The sequence below is a fragment of the Massiliimalia massiliensis genome (assembly GCF_900155615.1).
GTDB lineage: Bacteria > Bacillota > Clostridia > Oscillospirales > Ruminococcaceae > Massiliimalia > Massiliimalia massiliensis.
On the sequence record NZ_FUHT01000004.1, the window covers coordinates 783,570 to 801,552 of the forward strand.

12 protein-coding genes are annotated in these 17,983 nt (G+C 49.8%); 4 read left to right on the forward strand and 8 right to left on the reverse strand.

Annotated features, from left to right (window positions below):
* The 8 genes from dprA to CZ360_RS12375 form a co-directional block, all read right to left on the reverse strand.
* The gene (gene dprA, locus CZ360_RS12340) at positions 1-1,200 is read right to left on the reverse strand and encodes a DNA-processing protein DprA (RefSeq protein ID WP_159438292.1); all 1,200 of its coding nucleotides are present in this window, start codon (positions 1,198-1,200) and stop codon (positions 1-3) included.
* 12 nt (positions 1,201-1,212) lie between these two features.
* The gene (locus CZ360_RS12345) at positions 1,213-2,004 is read right to left on the reverse strand and encodes a TrmH family RNA methyltransferase (RefSeq protein ID WP_077534521.1); all 792 of its coding nucleotides are present in this window, start codon (positions 2,002-2,004) and stop codon (positions 1,213-1,215) included.
* A 96-nt stretch (positions 2,005-2,100) separates the two neighbouring features.
* A complete protein-coding gene (rplT, locus tag CZ360_RS12350) occupies positions 2,101-2,457 on the reverse strand; it encodes a 50S ribosomal protein L20 (protein ID WP_077534523.1) in 357 nt (118 codons plus the stop codon).
* Between the two features lie 92 nt (positions 2,458-2,549).
* Complete coding sequence (gene rpmI / locus CZ360_RS12355) at positions 2,550-2,747, reverse strand: 50S ribosomal protein L35 (RefSeq protein ID WP_077534524.1); 198 nt, start codon at positions 2,745-2,747, stop codon at positions 2,550-2,552.
* A gap of 21 nt (positions 2,748-2,768) precedes the next feature.
* Positions 2,769-3,296 (reverse strand): translation initiation factor IF-3, encoded by a 528-nt coding sequence (gene infC, locus CZ360_RS12360; protein ID WP_077534525.1) that lies wholly within the window; start codon positions 3,294-3,296, stop codon positions 2,769-2,771.
* Positions 3,297-3,558: 262 nt separating this feature from the next.
* Positions 3,559-7,125, reverse strand: coding sequence for a helicase-exonuclease AddAB subunit AddA (gene addA / locus CZ360_RS12365; RefSeq protein WP_159438293.1), 3,567 nt, complete (start codon positions 7,123-7,125; stop codon positions 3,559-3,561).
* A 1-nt stretch (position 7,126) separates the two neighbouring features.
* Positions 7,127-10,570, reverse strand: a complete 3,444-nt coding sequence (locus tag CZ360_RS12370) for a PD-(D/E)XK nuclease family protein (protein ID WP_077534528.1) — start codon at positions 10,568-10,570, stop codon at positions 7,127-7,129.
* A gap of 200 nt (positions 10,571-10,770) precedes the next feature.
* Positions 10,771-11,427, reverse strand: coding sequence for a rhomboid family protein (locus CZ360_RS12375; protein WP_077534529.1), 657 nt, complete (start codon positions 11,425-11,427; stop codon positions 10,771-10,773).
* 181 nt (positions 11,428-11,608) lie between these two features.
* Here CZ360_RS12375 and CZ360_RS12380 point away from each other — a divergent pair, with 181 nt between their 5' ends.
* The 4 genes from CZ360_RS12380 (at position 11,609) to CZ360_RS12395 (ending at position 17,903) form a co-directional block, all read left to right on the forward strand.
* Entirely contained in the window at positions 11,609-13,342 is a 1,734-nt protein-coding gene (locus CZ360_RS12380; RefSeq protein WP_077534530.1) for a B12-binding domain-containing radical SAM protein, read from the forward strand.
* A gap of 67 nt (positions 13,343-13,409) precedes the next feature.
* On the forward strand, positions 13,410-15,248 hold the full coding sequence (gene uvrC, locus CZ360_RS12385; protein WP_077534531.1) for an excinuclease ABC subunit UvrC: 1,839 nt from the start codon (positions 13,410-13,412) through the stop codon (positions 15,246-15,248).
* Between the two features lie 71 nt (positions 15,249-15,319).
* A complete protein-coding gene (locus CZ360_RS12390; protein WP_077534532.1) occupies positions 15,320-16,558 on the forward strand; it encodes an MFS transporter in 1,239 nt (412 codons plus the stop codon).
* 100 nt (positions 16,559-16,658) lie between these two features.
* Positions 16,659-17,903 (forward strand): MFS transporter, encoded by a 1,245-nt coding sequence (locus CZ360_RS12395; RefSeq protein ID WP_077534533.1) that lies wholly within the window; start codon positions 16,659-16,661, stop codon positions 17,901-17,903.
* The last annotated feature ends 80 nt before the right edge of the window (positions 17,904-17,983 follow it).

Below are 17,983 nucleotides of genomic sequence, written 5' to 3' on the forward strand. Positions count from 1 at the left end.
CTATTCAGATATTGGATGTTTCGCATATCGCTTTCCTGAATAGGAAGAGATATAATCATATAATTCCAATTCCGTTGCGATTGCAGCGGCCTGCGCTGCATTCAGACCGGCTTTCGCTGCAATCTCATCCAACAGCATCGGCTGTTCTGTCATTGCATCATACATTTTTCGGTAATCCTCACCCAAAGAGCTGTCCCACGCCTTATAGACTTTTTTCCGAACCGGTTCGACGGTATGGCCACCCTGCTTCTGCTGGTAGGCGGGGGAGGTTTTATTGCGCTGCACCTGCTGTGCAAACTTCATATCTGCATTCAGTTTATGCGGATACTGTACGAAATACTCTTCGAGCACATCTCTTGCAGAAAAAACCGGCACTGCGCCGTCGCGCAGATATTTTACTACGCCGCTGAAATTGAGATCATAGATATCGTGCGGCGGGACACAAAAAACGTCCTTGCCCTGTTCCAGCGCATGCTCTACGGTGATCAAAGAACCGCTTTTTGACGGCGCTTCAGTCACCAGCACGCCAAGCCCAAGCGCTGACAGCAGCCGGTTCCGAATTGGAAAGATCATGCGGTTCGGATGCTCGCCCGGTGCGCATTCAGTAACCAAGGCGCCTTTTTTGAGGATCGCCTGTTTCAGATCGTGATTAGAAGCCGGATAATTGATATCCAAGCCGCATCCCAGCACTGCAACGGTACGGCCGCCCGCTTTGAGCGCGCCCCAATGAGAATAGGTATCGATCCCTTCCGCGCACCCGCTGATAATCACGGCCCCGGCGCGGGAAAGCTCATAGCATAGATTTCCGGTCAGCCGCTTTCCGTACTCGCTGGCCTTTCGTGTACCGACCACGGTGATCCCGACTTCCTCATCGAGGCCGGACAAATCACCTTTGACATAAAGCACCATCGGCGGCGCGTAGATATGAGTCAAGCGTTTAGGGTATCCGTCAAAACCATAAGGGAGGATCTGGATTCCCAGCTCCCGGCAGCGTTTTACAATTTCCTCGGCCCGTTCCAAAGAGGTGCGCCGAAGCGCCTTTCGGTCAGAGGGCTTTAAAAAAGACAGCTTTTCAAGCTCATCTTCCTTCAGTTCGAAAATATTCTTGGGCGACCGAAAATACTCGATCAGCTTTCTCGGCTTTTCACTCCCATATGAAAACACTCTGGACAGCCATACCCAATATAATAATTCGTCCATCACCATGCTCCTTTAATGATCGCGCACCAGTTCCCACATCAAAATTCCGGCCGCCATCCCAGCATTTAAAGATTCCGCGTTGCCCTTCATCCGGATTGTAATCTGATGGTCGCAGGCTTGTGCGGCTTCCCTGCTCAAGCCGTTTCCCTCGTTTCCGACCACAACCACACTGCAATCGGCAAAACGGGTTTCCAGCACTGAATCTGCATTTTCGTCCACCACCGCCGCATAGGTGACAAAGCCTCCGCGAAATTTTTCGATATCCGCCAGCGGGTCTCCCCCAAGGATGACCGGCAGACGGAACGCAGATCCCATGCTGGCTCGCAGAACCTTCAGGCTGTACAGATCACAGGTGCCGGCTGACAGGATCACACCCGACAGCCCCATTGCCTCTGCTGTTCGGATGATCGTCCCGACATTGCCGCTGTCCTGCAATCCGGCCAAATACAAATATTTTCCACCGGTTACTATTGTATCAGCCAGATTTCGCTTGTCAAGTTTTTTGCAGATTGCAAAAATCCCGCCGGCATTCTGTGTATGGGTCATTTTTTGTTCCACCGGTTCTGTAATTTCATAGATACGGCAGGTTGACTCAAAAAGCTTTTGTAATGCAGCAGTATGTTTTTTAAAGCACTGATCCGTTACAAAAACCTTTTCCAGCTCTATCCCTGAGGCTGCCGCCTCCAGCACCAGCTTGACGCTTTCAATCCCGAACCGGCCGGTCTTGTCACGGTGAGATTTTGAGGAAACAAGCTTACCGTATTCCTTGACATTTTGGTTCTCTTTGGATGAAATCTGTTCCATAACGCCTCCAAAAATCCAAGAGTTTAAACAGGCATACAAGGGGAAAATAATATAGAAACACGCCCGAGCCAATTTGACACGGGCGTATCCGACATCTTACTGTAACGCTTCTTTTGCTTTTTCACACAAGCTTGCGAACGCAGCCTCGTCATGAATTGCAATTTCAGAAAGCATTTTGCGGTTCAAATTGATGTTTGCCTTTTTCAAACCGTTAATAAAAGTAGAATAGTTCATACCATTCATTTTGCAGCCAGCAGAGATTCTGGTGATCCAGAGCTGTCTGAAGTTACGTTTTTTCTGTTTTCTTCCGATATATGCATACTGGCCGGATTTCATTACAGCTTCCTTTGCTGTTTTGAATAGTTTGCTTTTTCCGCCCCAGTAACCTTTTGCAAGTTTCAGAACTTTATTTCTTCTCTTACGAGTAGCCATTGCTCCCTTTACACGAGCCATAAGTATTTACCTCCTGTGTTCTGTGTTTTCAAGTACAGTTAAAATTTTCTCTCATCTTCGACGGGGATAGCCCCGTCCTCCAAGCCGGTCGATTATTTATAAGGAATCAGCAGCTTGATTGCCTTCACATTGGTCTTATCAGCATAGCCGGCTTTCCGAAGGCCTCTTTTCCGCTTGGTTGTCTTCTTGTTCAAGATATGGGACTTGAAAGCATGAGCACGTTTGATTTTACCGTTTTTGGTTACTTTAAAACGTTTTTTCGCTCCACTATGTGTTTTGATTTTAGGCATTTTTATATCCTCCTTAATTGATTACTTCACGGGCTTTGATGCGATGAACATGGCCAGGCTGCGCCCCTCCATCTTCGGCGGCTTATCAACAACACCCACTTCACTGCAATCATCTTTAAACCGTTCCAGCAAATTTCTGCCAAGCTCCGGATGCGCAAGCTCACGCCCGCGGTAACGGACGGAAACCTTCACCTTGTTTCCCGCACTGAGAAATTTTTTGGCAGCATTTACCTTCGTATTAAAGTCATGTGTGTCAATATTCAATGACATCCGCACTTCTTTGATTTCAATGGTTTTTTGATTTTTTCTAGCCTCTTTTTCCCGTTTTGCCTGTTCATAGCGATATTTGCCATAATCCATGATGCGGCAGACCGGCGGCTTTGCCTGCGGCGCGATATCAACCAGGTCCAAATTTTTGGACGCAGCAATATTCAGCGCCTCCTTCAGAGGCAGAATGCCAAGCTGTGAGCCGTCTGCGTCAACGACGCGTACTTCTTTCTCACGAATGCTCTCATTAATGAGCAGCTCTTTGTTGTTGCTAATCGTCAAGCACCTCCATATGCCCAGATAATAAACAAAGCGTAGACTTATGAACAGTCCACGCCACCAATACACAAAATGGAAAGGCAATCCGCCTTTTGCATTTTATTCGTATTGACCTATGCAGTGCAAAATAGACCCATAGGTGAGAACGCAAATTCTGTTCTGCTTTGTTTTCTAAAATAGTATATCACGGAATCATTTACTTGTCAAGCACTATTGAAACGGCTGCCGAAAAAATTCAGTAACCGTTCCAATAATATATTATATACTACCACACTTTGATTTCCGTTGCAAGATGAAGAGAATAGATCAGGCATTCCTTTACCGGCAATTCGAAATACTGCCGGAGCGCTTCCTTATAAATACGAAGCTGGTCGGCGTATTTTTCCGCAAAATCCGAGGGGTTCCGCATCCGATCTGTCTTGTAATCGACGATGACCAATTCCCCGTCCTCAATAAATACGGCGTCCGCAATTCCCTGGATCAGAATCCGCTCCTCTGAAAACGGCGGCTTAAGGGTATCGTCTACCTCGCCCGCGGTGATCTCATAAATAAACTGGTATTCCCGCTCCAGCATGTCCGATTCCATCATCCGTTTGAACAGGGAGGATTGGAAAAACGCTTTGATGGCGCGCCGGTTCAGGCAATCCGCCTCCGCCTCGCTGAGGAAGCCCTGGTCAACCAGCCGCTCAATCTCTTTTTCCAGCTCAGAGCCGGCAGCATGGAAATCCGCATACTGCATAAAGCTATGCAGTACAGTTCCGCGCTGAGCGCCGGTTAAAATTTCCCGTCCGCTTAAATCCATCGGTTCAAGCTGTGCAAGCGCTTCTCGTTGCTTGGACTTCGCAATCTGGGTAACGGTCACCTTGGCCGGAACCGCCTGAAGCGCTTCATCCGGATAGACATAGCCAATCGCTTCCTCGATTTGCGCCAGAATTTTATTGGATGGCTGCGCACTGAAAGCCGGCCCCTCCTCCGGTAGCTCAGCCGTCTCCTCTGCCCTTGCAAAAATACAGTTCCACGCGCCTATCCTCGCTGTTTTCCGCCAATCGGAAACCGCTTCCAGAAATTCCGGATATTCAGACAAAGCCATGACCAGCCAATCAAGTACAGACGCACGATTCAGGAGAGCGTATGGCTTCACTTCTCCCTCAAACGCCACCGCCTCCAAATTTTTCTGACAGCGTTCCGGCAGTTTTTCCGCACTGCCTACCAGGATCAGCTTTTCCCGCGCGCGGGTCATCGCGACATATAAAATCCGCATCTCCTCCGACAGTGATTCCTGCTTCTGCGCCAGCCGGATAGCCTCCCAGGGGAGCGTTGAATAGGACTGGTAGGTGTCCGGTTTTCGGATTTTCATACCAAAGCCATAGTCCATATGCATCATTACACTTTGATTTAAATCGATCAGATTGAACCGCTTGGAGAGATCCGCGACAATACAGATCGGGAATTCCAGCCCCTTGGAGCCGTGGATGCTCATAATCCTGACCACATCGGCCCGTTCCGAAACAGTATTCGCGCAGACAAAATCGTCCCCGCGGTCAATCGCCCGCTGGACAAACCGTAAAAAACCATCCAGCCCAAGATTCCCGATCTTTTCATAGTTTTCCGCATAGCTAAGCAAAAGGCGCAGATTCGCCCGTTTCTGCTCGCCCGATACCATCGATTCCACAACAAACAAAAATCCCGTTCGATCATAGATAAGCTGGATCAGCCGGTCAATCGGCAGAATGACCGCCTGCGTCCGGAGATAGGAAAGGGTTTCCAAAAACTCCCGGCAGGCAGCGTCGCCCTCCTGCGCCGCAAGATTCACCGCGGTATAAAGAGCTGCCTTTCGATCCTTCAGGCGGATTTTTGCCAGATCGTCAACAGAAAACAGAAACATCGGAGACATCATAACGGTAAAGAGATCGATATCCAGCATCGGGTTATCAATCACTCGCAAAAGGGAGAGCATCACCGATACTTCAAACGAATCAAAATATCCCTGTCCTGCTTCGGCATAGCAGGGGATGCCAAGCTGCTTTAAGACATCGGTAAACAACGCCGTCTTTCCCTTTTTCGACCGGAGCAGGATGCAGAAGTCTTTCCAGGTACAGGCACGCAGGGTTCCGTGGTCCTCGATGAGATGTCCGTCTCTCACCATCGACTGGATCAGCAGGCCGATATAGCGCGCTTCTCTTGCAAAATTTTTTTCCTGCTTTTCCTCTTTCGGAATTTCCGGAAGATCCAGGAGATGAAATTCCGCTTCGCATCCGGCGGCAGGCTGGTAATTTGCCGAATAGACAAGCGCCTCTTCTCCGTCATAGGCAAGCTCCCCGAGCTGTTCTGTCATAATGGCGGAGAACACCTGATTTACAGCGTCCGTCACCTCTCTGCGGCTGCGGAAATTATTCTGAAGTAAAATTTTTCTGGAGGAGGCGTTTTCCTGCTCGGAAAACAGTCTTTTCCTAAGAGTAAAAAGGGATGGCATCGCATTCCTAAACCGGTAAATGCTCTGTTTCACATCCCCGACAAAGAAAAGATTCCCGCCTGAGGCAACAAGCTCCTCCGACCCGACCCGTACCGAATCCGGGCCATGGGACAGCGCCCAGAAAATCAGGTTCTGGATCTGATTGATATCCTGGCATTCATCCACCATGATTTCATCATACTGTGCTCCGATGGATTTCGCTTCTTCCGTCTTGTAGTAAACGCCGTCCTCTTCCCGTACCAAAAGCCGCAGCGCCTGATGCTCCAAATCAGGAAAATCCATAATTTCCCTTGCGCGTTTTTCCTGTTCAACCGCCTGGGAAAGCTCGCCCACCAAAGTAAAAACGGCATGGAGGATCGGCCTTAAAAATGCCTTGTCCTCCTGAAAAAGCGCTTCTGTGATAGAAAGGTATTTCGGCAGCATCGTTTTTTGCAGCAAATCGCAGGCTTGGCTGCGCCGGGACTGGATTTCCTTGAGCCAGTCCGGATTTTCGTGTCCCCGCACTACGCCGAGCCGCTGCTTTTGATAGTCTGCCGCAATGCTGCAGGCAGTATCCCAGTCTCCCATTTCCAGAGCCTTATAAAGCGCCTGGAACACATCGTAATCATGGGTGATAGCGGGAACATATTTCTGCCTGAGCAGTTCATCCGTCTCCGCCTGCTTCAGCGCCCAGGAAAGCAGGCCCATTCCCTGCTCCGTCATGCTGAGCAGATGCCTGCAAATCAGCCGGCACCATTCCGTAGCGGAAAATGGGGTATCCGATTCATACTGCTCTTCAAACCGCCGGAGCATCGACTCTGGGAACGGATAGGAACGCGACCAATGGTAAATTCCAAGGATAAGCTCCAAAAGCTGGCGGTCATCATAGCCTGAGAACATGTCCGCCAGCACTAAAAAGTCCTCCTCCCCGGACTGATAGTGCGCTTCCAGCAATTGCTCGGCCATGTCCTGATAAAGGGTGTTCAGCTCGTTTTCATCGGCTATCCGGCTTACAATCGGAAGGCCGAGCACCTGAAAGTGATCCTTCAAAAAGCCGCTGCAGAGAGAATGGATCGTCCCTATTTTCGCGTTGGAGAGGAGCATGTGCTGAGTTTGGAGCCAGTCATTTTCCGGGTTCTCCTCAATCAAATCAGACAGCTTTTTTTCAATCCGCTGGCGCATCTCAACAGAGGCCAGCAGCGTAAAGGTAACGATAATCAGCCGGTCTGCCGCGACAGGCTGTTCCTTTGTCATCAGTCGGATCACCCGTTCTGTCAAAACCGCTGTTTTCCCGCTTCCCGCAGCGGCGGATATCAAAATATTTCCGTTGTCGGCGTCAATCGCCGCCCGCTGGTTTGGGGTAAAATCTATTTTAGCCATGTTATCGGTCACTTTCCTGTTGATTTTCTTCATTTTCTAGCTGTGCAAACAGCTCGGCTTTATCAAAGTCCTGGTATTGATTAACCTCGTCCCCGTCCTCAAAGCCGCAGACGGTGGAAAATTCGCAGTATTCGCAGCCCGGGCGCTGTCCTGCTTTCTGGAGGGGCTTAACCTCGATATTTCCGCTGTACAGCTCTTCCGCCATAGATTGGAGCGTCCGGGTCAGCTTCCCGTACAGCCTGCCCATCTGCTCCGAGGTGAGCAGCATCTTCATGCTCTCGCTGGAGAAAAGCTCTTCGTTGGCGTGACGGTCAATAAAGACATTTTCCCTGAGCTGGTCATCCTTGCCGTACGCTTTTTTCAGAACGGTAATCGGCGTATACCGGCCCACCAAATCCCGTTCCATAGCCCGCAGGACAGCTTCGTCGTCCAGCACCACCCCGGACATCCTGAAATGGCTCGCAGTCTCCTTTTCCAATAAATCTCCGTCTGCTTCACGCGGAAGGTTCGCTTTCAGGTCTCCCGCAGGCATATAGAGCACCCCGGCCCCTTTGGCTTCCTGATAGAGGGTTTTTCCGTTTTTCTCCAGGCACATCAGGTATAAAAACATCTGAAGGTTGATCCCGTTCATCAGATCGGACAGCCGGAAGGTTTTGTCTCCCGACTTGTAGTCGATCACACGGAGGAAATGCTGCCCGCCCGGCGTCTCGTAGGCGTCAATCCGGTCTACCGTCCCGCGAAGGTAAAGCCGCAGTCCGTCTGGAGTCTGGATAGCAAGCGGCCTGACATGTCCGGGTTCCCCGATCTTATATTCAAATTCCACCGGACGGAACAGACTCTGGGACAGTTCGGCAAAGAGGCGCTGAAGCACATCCATCAGCGTCTTCCGCAATTTTCGGTAAAGGTAGAGAAAACGCTTTGAGCGTCCTTCCTTCCCGCCCATGGCAGTATCCAGATAGTGATCCAGCTCCTGTTCCACCAAACGACCGACCAGCTTCGGGTCAAAATGGCTGAAATCAGTGATCTGCGAGCAGACCGCATACAGCACGTTATGGATTACCAGGCCCCGGCCGCTGCCCTTGAGCTGAACCTTTTTTCTAGGCTGGAGCCGAAGTCCATGCTCGCAGAAATACCGAAATTTGCAGAGGTGATATTTTTCTACCTGCGTCGGGGACAGGTAAACCGATTCTCCGTACAGGGCTTTGGCAGTATCCCTGGAATCAAGATGAAAGCTGCGGCGGCTGAGATTTTGCATAATGCCCTCCATCCGCTCTTTGTAGAGAGAGTCCTGGTCAAAATAATAGCGGAGGGATGCGGTAAAGGGCGTGTCCTGCCTAAACTGGTAGGCCAACGCCGAAAAGGCGGTCGGCTTCGTCCGGCAGAAATAAAGCCGGTCAATGTCGTCCGTATCCGTCACAGCCTCCTCTCCAAACATCCGTTTAAACTGTCCGAACAAATAAGACGGTGCGACGGACGAACCCTTCATATCTGCTTTCCGGGCGACGATATAAAGCTGCTCCGAGGGAATAGCAAGCGTTTTGTAGGCAATAAATTTTTCCTCCCTGATCTTATCCTTCAGGGGTTTAGAAAGCTCCATCCCCATCTCGGCAAAGGACTGGCGCTCCCGGTCAGTAAACAATCCGCTGTTTTGCGGAATATAGGGAAACACCTGGTCGTTTGCCTCCAGAACAAACAGAACCTTGGGGCAGTCGGTACGGATTCGTTCCGCGCTCCCGACCGTCACACAGTCGACAGTCTGGGGCAGCGTGCCCAGGTCAAAATTCCCCGCAAGCATGGAGAAAAGCTCACAAAAGCGTTTAAGCGGCAATTTACGGTTTCCGATTGTCCCAGACATCAGCCTTAGGATTTCCTCGGTGATTTCCCAAACCCGGCGCTGCTCCTGCACCTCTTCAAGCTGCTGCGCAAGCGTCTCGTCAGTGAGCGCATTAATCCGTTTATTGACAGTCTCCCGCACGCGCAGATCCTCGAGAAGGCTGGACAATGCCCCGGCAATCTGACTGACCGTCCCATCTTTCGCCTTGATCCGGAAATCGGAAAAGGCACGGTAAAGATGCTCCCGAATCGCGTTAAAGGACAGAAGTGTCAGAGTGTGCTGTGTGAGTTCCTCTTCATTAGCCGGTTGGTCTACCCCAAAGATGCTCCGGGTGAAAGGCTCCTTCCAGCCGGAGCTGCGGATATCCCAGAGAAAAATATAGTTTTCCAGCAGGGCGATTTCTTCCACGCTGTAGCCGCAGAACCCGCATTTCAGCAGTGAAATCAGATTTTCCGAGCTCATCCCGCCGCAAAGGCAGGAGAAGCAAAGCTCAATCATACGGATCAACGGAGAAGCACCGATCTGCTTGACCTTGTCAAAATAATATGGGATATTATATTTTAAAAAGGCGTTTTCCAGACAGCTTTCCACCGTTTCCAGATCCCGCGAAACGACTACGATATCCCGGTAGCGATATCCCTGCTCCTGGACTATACTGCGGATTGTCGCCGCAGTATAGTCTGCCTCGTCATATTCATTCGCTGCCAGAACAGCATGAAATTTTCCCCTTTCTCCCGGAAACGCATGAGGTATCGAGGAAAAGATATGTCTCTCCAGGAAGCTAAGCTCCGGCGAGACAAAACGGCGGGAATCCCGCAGTACCTTCGGCGGCTCGATTCGCTGTCCTGCCAGCCGTGCAAGCTGCCTGCATTTCTGATAAGTCAGCCCTACCGGGTAGAAAAGCTGATTTTCCCCATCTGCATTAGGATCCAGGCAGAGGGATATGGTCACATCCTGCGCAGATTCCATCATGACCCGCAGCATCAGGAATTCCCGTTCGGTAAATCCCTTGAATTCGTCGATAAAAACAACGCTGTCCTCAAAATAGCCATGCTCCCTAATTAGAGCTACAGCACGGGAAAGATCGTCCAGATGATCTTTATACTGTTCGCACAGCAGCGCGTCATAGACCGCGTAGATTTTTGAAATGTCCCTGCTCTTTTCACGCAGAAGCCGGTCAGTAATATCATCCGTCCTTTGCAGGAAGGCTTCGCTGTCCAAATCTGCATTTTTCAGCTCCGTTATGAGATCGACCATGGTGCTCGAAAAGCTGGTACGCTCCGCCGCGCTGGCATATACCGAAAGCTCGGATTTCACTTCATCAATGGCGACGCTCATTAAGATCAGCTTAATGCTGTCGTCCGCATAGTCCCCGGCCGCTCCTCCGTATTTCTTAAATACCTGATGGGCAATCCGGGTAAAGCTGGTGATAATGACATTTTTAAGCCGCGCGGCGCCCAGGGCGCGGTAGTATTTCCGTTCCGTTTCAAAGGTGAATTGCTCCGGGACGACAACAAAGACCGGGATATCCGATTTGGACAATTTCCGTACCTGTTCCACAACCTCCTGGGATTTTCCGGAACCAGCCCGTCCCAAAATAAAGTGAACCATCCTGCCCGCCTTCCTTTCCTGATAAATTATACCATAAAGCAACAGTGATAAAAACGGCGGTGCCGCAAGGCGCGAAAGAACTCGTTCTGAGAGCCGTTTTTCGGGGCGTTAAACGACCCGTTTAACGTTATTATAACACAAATTTTTTCGTCTGCCGAACAGAAAATAACAGCCGCATCTTTTTAAAGATGCGGCTCCTTTTATCTCTGATTTTTAAAATACTGCCTGAACTCTTTCTGGCGCTTCCGGTATTGCAGATTCTGTTTGATTCCGCGGAAGAAATCACCGCCGAAGAACAGGAAAAAGTTAACCAGCGAAAACAGGATTGCCGCTCTTGCCGACCATGTCCCAAAGATAAACCCGACCAAAAAGAGCAGGGCGTCCAGCCAGGCCAGATATTTGATTTTGATCGGAATAATGAAAAACAGCAGTACCTGAAAATTCGGAAACAGCGCCGCAAAACCGAAAAACAGGGAAAAGTTCAGATAGGTATTATCCGCGCTCCCGGTGATCATCGCAGCGATAATCGTCCCGACCATCCCGATCAGGTAATAAAAATTAAACCGGAAGGAGCCCCACTGGGATTCCAGCCCGCTTCCTGCCAGATAGTAAAAATAAAGGCTGAAGAGGATCCAGAGCGGGCTGGTAGAGGTAGGAATCAAGATAAAGGTCAGAAGCCGCCACACCTGTCCCTGGAAGATCAGGTCGCGATCCAGGTACATCCAATAGGTAAGCCGAAGCTCCGGCATGATCAGTTCACACAGAAACACGGCGAACATCCCGCAGATAATAAAAAACATCAGGTTTGGAACTGCGATTCTGCCGCATTTTCTCTCAATCTTATCCAGCCAGTTCATATTCTATCTCCTTTAAACGTGCAATCAATATAATACATCATACTAGATTTGTCCGATTTAATCAAGGGATATTTTCTGAACGTTTGGCTAGCGTTCAGCGACAGCAAAACGGACGGAAAGAGTGGAAAAGAAACTGATTTTATGATATGATAAAAGCATCAATGAAGAAAGGCGGGCAGGAATGAAAACGCTTTTAGTGGGGATTAATGCGAAATACATCCATTCAAACCTTGCAATCCGGTATCTGAGGGACTATGCGGCTGAGCGGGGAGAAACAGGAATCCTGCTGCAGGAGTTTACCATTAATCAGAGAATCGAACAGATTCTGCCGGAAATTTACCGGACGGCTCCTGAGCTCATTGGTTTTTCCTGCTATATCTGGAATTTCAGCATGGTGAAACGGCTGGTTTCCGAGCTGAAAAAGGTATTGCCAAACTGCCTGGTTTTGCTTGGCGGCCCGGAGGTCAGCTATAACGCTGAGGAGGCGCTGAGAGAAACACCGGCCGATTTTATTATTTGCGGCGAGGGAGAAGAAGCCTTTTTCCGGCTGCTTGACGCTCTCAGGAACGGAGCAGACCTTCAAACGGTCAGCGGACTTGCCTACCGAGCTGGAACAGAGATCCGGGTCACCTCCCCTGCACCGCTCCTGTCTATGGACGACCTGCCGTTTGTTTACCGCAGCATGGACGACCTGGAGCATAAAATTATCTACTTTGAAAGCTCGCGCGGCTGCCCGTTTTCCTGCCAATACTGCCTGTCCTGCAATGACCGCCGCGTCCGTTTTATGAGCCTGACAAAGGTATATCAGGCGCTGGACTTTTTCCTCGCGCAAAAGGTCAGGCAGGTCAAGCTTGTAGACCGTACCTTTAACTGTAACAGCGCCTATGCCATGAGCATCTGGCGGTATCTTTCGGAGCATGACAACGGCGTTACCAACTTCCACTTTGAGATTGCCGCCGAGCTGCTGGACGACGACACGCTGGCATTTCTAAAAACAGTGCGGCGGGGACAATTCCAGTTTGAAATCGGGGTGCAGTCGACCAATCCCAGAACACTCAAGGCGATTCAGCGGATTACGCAGCTTTCTCTGCTGCGGCATATTATAGGTTCGTTAAAGGAAGGCGGGAACATCCACTTACACCTGGATTTGATTATCGGCCTGCCCTATGAGGACTACCGCAGCTTTGCGCAGTCCTTCAACGATGTGTACGCGCTTCGTCCCGACCAGCTCCAGGTTGGTTTTTTAAAGCTCCTGAAGGGCTCCGGACTATATGAAAGCGCCGGCCAATACGGAATTGTCTGCAGCGAATACCCGCCTTATGAGGTGCTTTATACGGACGTACTGCCCTACCGTGAGCTTCTCAAGCTAAAAATGATTGAGGAAATGGTGGAAACCTACTATAATTCCGGCCGGTTTCAAAAAACGACTGCTTATCTCGCCGGTCTTTTTCCTGACCCGTTTTCCTTTTATGAAAGCCTGGCAGCCTTTTATCAGGAAAACGGATACCATCAGGTTTCCCATTCCAATGTGGAATACTACACCATCCTGTACCGGTTTTTGCAGGCGTTGGGACGGGGCGATCTCTGCCGGTTCCAGTGGCTTGCAAAATTCGACCTTTATTCCCATGAAAAGGCGAAAAAAATCCCGGACTGGCTGACTCAAGGCTATGAGCAGGAATACCGCGGCGCCATCTACCGTTTCTTTGCCGCGCCGGAAAAGATCCGCAGGTTCCTCCCCGGCTATCAGGAAATGCCGGCAAAGCTGATTCTGAGGCAGGCGCATCTGGAGGTATTTCCCTTTTCCCCGGTCACGATGGAGGAAAAAAGAACGGCGGTTTTGTTTCAATACCTGCATACCGATCTGCTCGGAAACGCAGACTATGAAATCATTGAGCTAGAGGAATTCGCAGTCTAAAAGTGGGTCTGCGGCGGTTTTGGGACTAAAGCCAGCTTCCATGATAGAAGAAAGGATTGCCATAAAAATGGATGAAAGAATAGATCGGCTCCGTGCCAAGGCAAACAGCCTGGATGTAAAACCGGGCGTCTATTTAATGAAAGACCGCACCGGCGTCATTATTTATATCGGAAAGGCCAAGCGGCTCAAAAACCGGGTGGTCAGCTATTTCCGGCAGAATAAGGGCCATAACGAAAAGGTGCGTAAAATGGTTTCGCTGGTCGAGGATTTTGACTATATTGTCTGTGACAGTGAATTTGAGGCGCTTGTTTTGGAATGCAGCCTGATCAAGCAGTATACGCCGAAATACAATATTCTGCTCAAGGACGACAAGGGATATCACTATGTCAAGGTAACCGGCGGGCAGTATCCCCAGATTCAGGCAGTAAAACAGAAGCTTTCCGACGGCGCGGCCTATATCGGGCCCTACACCAGCTCCTTTTCGGTAAAACAGTCGGTCGACGAGGTCAACAAGGTCTTTATGCTGCCGGTCTGCGGGAAAAAATTCCCGGAGGAATTCCGGAAAACCCGGCCCTGTTTAAACTACCATATCAAAAACTGCGCCGGAATTTGTATGGGAAAGGTTTCTCCCGCCGATTACCAGCAAACCGTTAAGGAAGCAGTCTCCTACCTGAAGAACGGGAGCGCAGATTCCATTGACCAGTTAAAACACCAGATGGAGGAAGCGGCGGAGAATCTGGAATTTGAGAAGGCAGCCAAGCTGCGTGACCGCTTGCTGGCCATCCAGCGGCTGGCGCAAACTCAAAAGGTACTGCTCAACACCGACAAGGATCAGGACTTTATCGGGATCGAGCATTCGGTCAGCACAGCCTGTGTTGCGGTATTAAAATTCCGCGGCGGACAGCTTCATGACAAGGATGATTTTTTCTTCTACGACGTCTACGATACCGAGGAGCTGCTGCTGCAGTTTTTATCCCAGTATTACGTCAAGGGCGGGGATATCCCTAAATTTATCTCCCTGTCCATTGAGCTTTCCGATCTTGCGCTTTATCAGGATTACCTGAGCGAGCTTGCGGGATATAAGGTGAACCTTCACGTCCCGCAGAAGGGCGAGCAGAAGCGGCTGATTGAGATGGCGCAGAGCAACGCGCTCGAACAGCTTTCCCTGCGGCTGAATAAAAAATCCCGCGAAATTGTTGCCCAGCAGGAGCTCGGCAAGCTGTTAGGGCTTTCTAAAGAGCCGGAATACATTGAAAGCTACGATATTTCCAATATCGGGAACGACTACATGGTAGGCGGAATGGTAGTGTTTGCAAACGCCAAGCCGTTGAAATCCGCCTATAAAAAATTCTCCATGAAGGAAAATCAAACGCAGGACGACTATGCCTGTATGCGGGAAATGATCACCCGCCGGTTTAAAAACTACTTTGACGAATCAGTTCAGGACGAGGGCTTTAAACGCCTGCCCGACCTGATTCTGCTTGACGGCGGCAAGGGACATGTCAATGTTGTGGAGCCGCTTCTTCGGGAAATGGGAATCGACGTTCCTGTTTTTGGGATGGTCAAGGATTCCAAGCATAAAACCCGCGCGATTGCCTCCTCAGGAGGAGAAATCCAGATTTACGGAAACAAGGCCGCGTTCCGTCTGGCAACCCAGATACAGGATGAGGTACATCGGTTCGCGATCAGTTTCCAGCGCGCAAAGCACAAAAAGAATACGTTTACTATGGGATTAACCTCGGTCAAGGGAATCGGAGAAAAAAAGGCGTTCACCCTTTTAAAGGCCTTTAAAACCCAGAAGGCTATGAAAGAAGCAACAATAGAAGAGCTGCGGACAGCCGGCAAGCTAAACGCTGAAACCGCTTCCGCTCTTTATGCCTACCTTCATCCTGAAATCCAGCCGTAAGGAATCGGTACCCGCTCGCCTGGCCTATGAATCTGTAATGGAAACGATACATTCAGAAAGGATTTTGTACCATGAGTCCTCGGATTAATGCCGCAAAGATTGCATTCCTAAAAAAGGAAAATATCTGTTTTTTCTGCATCAGCTTTTTTGTCTGGTCGACTATGTCGCTCTATTCGGGGTTTATGATGGCGTTCTTAACCTCGAAGGGATACAGCGCTTTGGAGGCAGGCGTGGTCAATTGCATCGGCTGTGTCGTTTCCATCTGTTTTGAGCCTCTAGTCGGATATATCACTGACACCTTTCTCTCGATGAAAAAATATCTGGTGCTGACCTGCCTGGGCGCTATCGCCACAACCTGCCTTCTCCCGCTTTTGGCCGACAGCTTTCCGCTCGCTGTCCTTTCCGCCTTTATTTACTTTTTATTTTCGACCCCGATCAGCCATCTGATGGACACCTGGGTCGTCACTTTGCGGGACGAGCGGCCCTATATCGACTACGGAAAAACCCGGTTTGGCGGCTCGCTTGGATATGCGATCATGGCGGCTGCAGCCGGATGGCTCATATCGCTGTTCAGCAGCTACATGGTATTATACATATCCGCAATGATGACCCTGGGCCTTGTGATTGTCTTTATGATCCCGATTCCAGATATCCCGTGCAAAAATGCCGGGAAAAGGAAGGAAGAGGCTCACAGCGATACTCTGCCGTTTCAGAAAGCGCTTAAGGTATTGCTGCACAATAAGACCTATCTGCTGTTTCTGTTCAGCGCACTGGGTTTTAATATCGCGCTCCGGCCGTTTTCCATGAATGCTGCCTATAAGGTAATGGAACTGGGCGGAACCGATTCCGACTTAGGGATCGCTCTTGCGGTTGCCGCTGTTGCGGAGTGCCCTCTCCTATTTGTAATTTCCCATTTTACCAAACGCTATAAGCTGAGCTGGCTCTATCTAGTCTGTATCGGCGCTACCGTCATACGCGGGCTGATGTTTGGCCTGGCGCCTAATTTTACCGTATTCCTTATCTCGCAGCTCCTGCATGCCGTCAGCAACGGCACATATATTGTCGTCTGTCTGGAGATTGTACGTGCGGTTGTCCCGGAAAAGGTTCGCGCCACCGGAATCACGCTGATGGTCGGCTTCAGCAGCGGCGTCGGCGGAATTGTGGGTACTGTGGGAAGCGGCGCTATGATCGACTTATTCGGCGTCGCCTGGATGTCGGCCATTCTGGTCGGAGTTGTCCTGGTAAGCGCCATGATTTATTTTCTGCCCATGCTGTCCGCATACCGGAAAAACCCAGAGCTTTTGATATAAATTTTACAAAAAAGCCGTTAACCCTGTACGAACGGCTTTTTTGTATGCTATAATAACTTTAGACAGTTCAATCAATTCACGATGAGAAAGGAATTTACATATGAAAGCCCGCATACCGTCTTCTGTGACCGATTATTTCCAAAAGGAAAATATCTGCTTTTTTATGAGCAACTTTTTCCTGTTTGCAACCAACGCCCTTTATTTTGGCTTCATGATGGCCTTTTTGACGTCAAAGGGATATTCCGCCTTTGAGGCCGGGCTGATTAACAGCGTAAGCTGTGTAGTTTCGCTGTTTTTCCAGCCGCTTGCAGGATTTATTACCGATACCTTCCTGCCTATGAAAAAATATGTTGTCCTCGGCGGGATCGGCGGAGTTGCCTGCATTTTTCTTCTGCCAATGCTGTCGGGGAGTATCTGGGGCGCGGTCTTTGCCGTTTTGCTTTACTGCGTTTTTTTCACACCGCTCAGCTTTTTGATCGACACTTGGGTTGTTACGCTGCGTGACGAACGGCCTTATATTGATTACGGAAAAAACCGGATCGGCGGTTCTGCCGGCTACGCGATTATGGCCGCGGCTGCCGGAGGACTGGTTTCCTTTTTTCATTCCTACACCGTTTTATTTATCTGCGGCATGATCACTATTTCCTGTATGGTGCTTTCAGTTCTTCCTCTGCCGACAATTCCCTGCAGGAATGCCGGCGGTACGCGGAAAGAGAGGCATGATGAGGCCGCTTCCCTTCGGTTCGGGCAGGCGCTTGGCATCCTGCTCAAAAATAAAACCTATCTTTTATTCCTGCTTAGCTCCTGCGGCTATAACATTGCTATGAAGCCCTGCGCGGTTGACATGTCCTATAAAATACAGGAAATTAACGGGACGGATTCCCAGCTTGGGATCGCCCTTGCCGTCGCAGCAATCTTTGAATGCCCGGTTCTCTTTGTCATCACTCGGTTTGTCCGCCGTTTTCGGCTGAGCGCCCTTTATGTCACCAGTATTACCTTCATGGCTATACGCGGCGCATTACTGGCCTTTGCTCCCAATTTTGAAGTCCTATTGATCTCCCAGATATTTCAGGCGCTCAGCTACGGGTCTTATCTTGCCGTATCTCTTGAAATTGTCAGCCGTATTACACCGGTGAATGTCCGGGCTACCGGCATCACCTTTATGGTTGGAATCACAAGCGGCGTCGGCGGTATTATCGGGACAATGGGAAGCGGCGTCCTGATCGATTTATGGGGGGTATCCAGGATGGCGGTAGTTCTGACGCTGATCGCCGCCGCCAGCGCCCTGCTTTACAGTATTCCGATGATACTTGATTATCGAAAGGATCCGAACCTGGTAGTATAAAAATGAATTTTTTCGTTTTGCATCTTGAATTTTCATTTTCATCATATTTATTATGTTAAGTTTTATTTCGCTTTTTATTT

Coding starts and splice junctions, on each gene's coding strand:
- dprA (WP_159438292.1), bottom strand. CDS start 1,200: ATGGACGAATTATTATATTGGGTATGGCTGTCCAGAGTGTTTTCATAT.
- CZ360_RS12345 (WP_077534521.1), bottom strand. CDS start 2,004: ATGGAACAGATTTCATCCAAAGAGAACCAAAATGTCAAGGAATACGGT.
- rplT (WP_077534523.1), bottom strand. CDS start 2,457: ATGGCTCGTGTAAAGGGAGCAATGGCTACTCGTAAGAGAAGAAATAAA.
- rpmI (WP_077534524.1), bottom strand. CDS start 2,747: ATGCCTAAAATCAAAACACATAGTGGAGCGAAAAAACGTTTTAAAGTA.
- addA (WP_159438293.1), bottom strand. CDS start 7,125: ATGGCTAAAATAGATTTTACCCCAAACCAGCGGGCGGCGATTGACGCC.
- CZ360_RS12370 (WP_077534528.1), bottom strand. CDS start 10,570: ATGGTTCACTTTATTTTGGGACGGGCTGGTTCCGGAAAATCCCAGGAG.
- CZ360_RS12375 (WP_077534529.1), bottom strand. CDS start 11,427: ATGAACTGGCTGGATAAGATTGAGAGAAAATGCGGCAGAATCGCAGTT.
- CZ360_RS12380 (WP_077534530.1), top strand. CDS start 11,609: ATGAAAACGCTTTTAGTGGGGATTAATGCGAAATACATCCATTCAAAC.
- uvrC (WP_077534531.1), top strand. CDS start 13,410: ATGGATGAAAGAATAGATCGGCTCCGTGCCAAGGCAAACAGCCTGGAT.
- CZ360_RS12390 (WP_077534532.1), top strand. CDS start 15,320: ATGAGTCCTCGGATTAATGCCGCAAAGATTGCATTCCTAAAAAAGGAA.
- CZ360_RS12395 (WP_077534533.1), top strand. CDS start 16,659: ATGAAAGCCCGCATACCGTCTTCTGTGACCGATTATTTCCAAAAGGAA.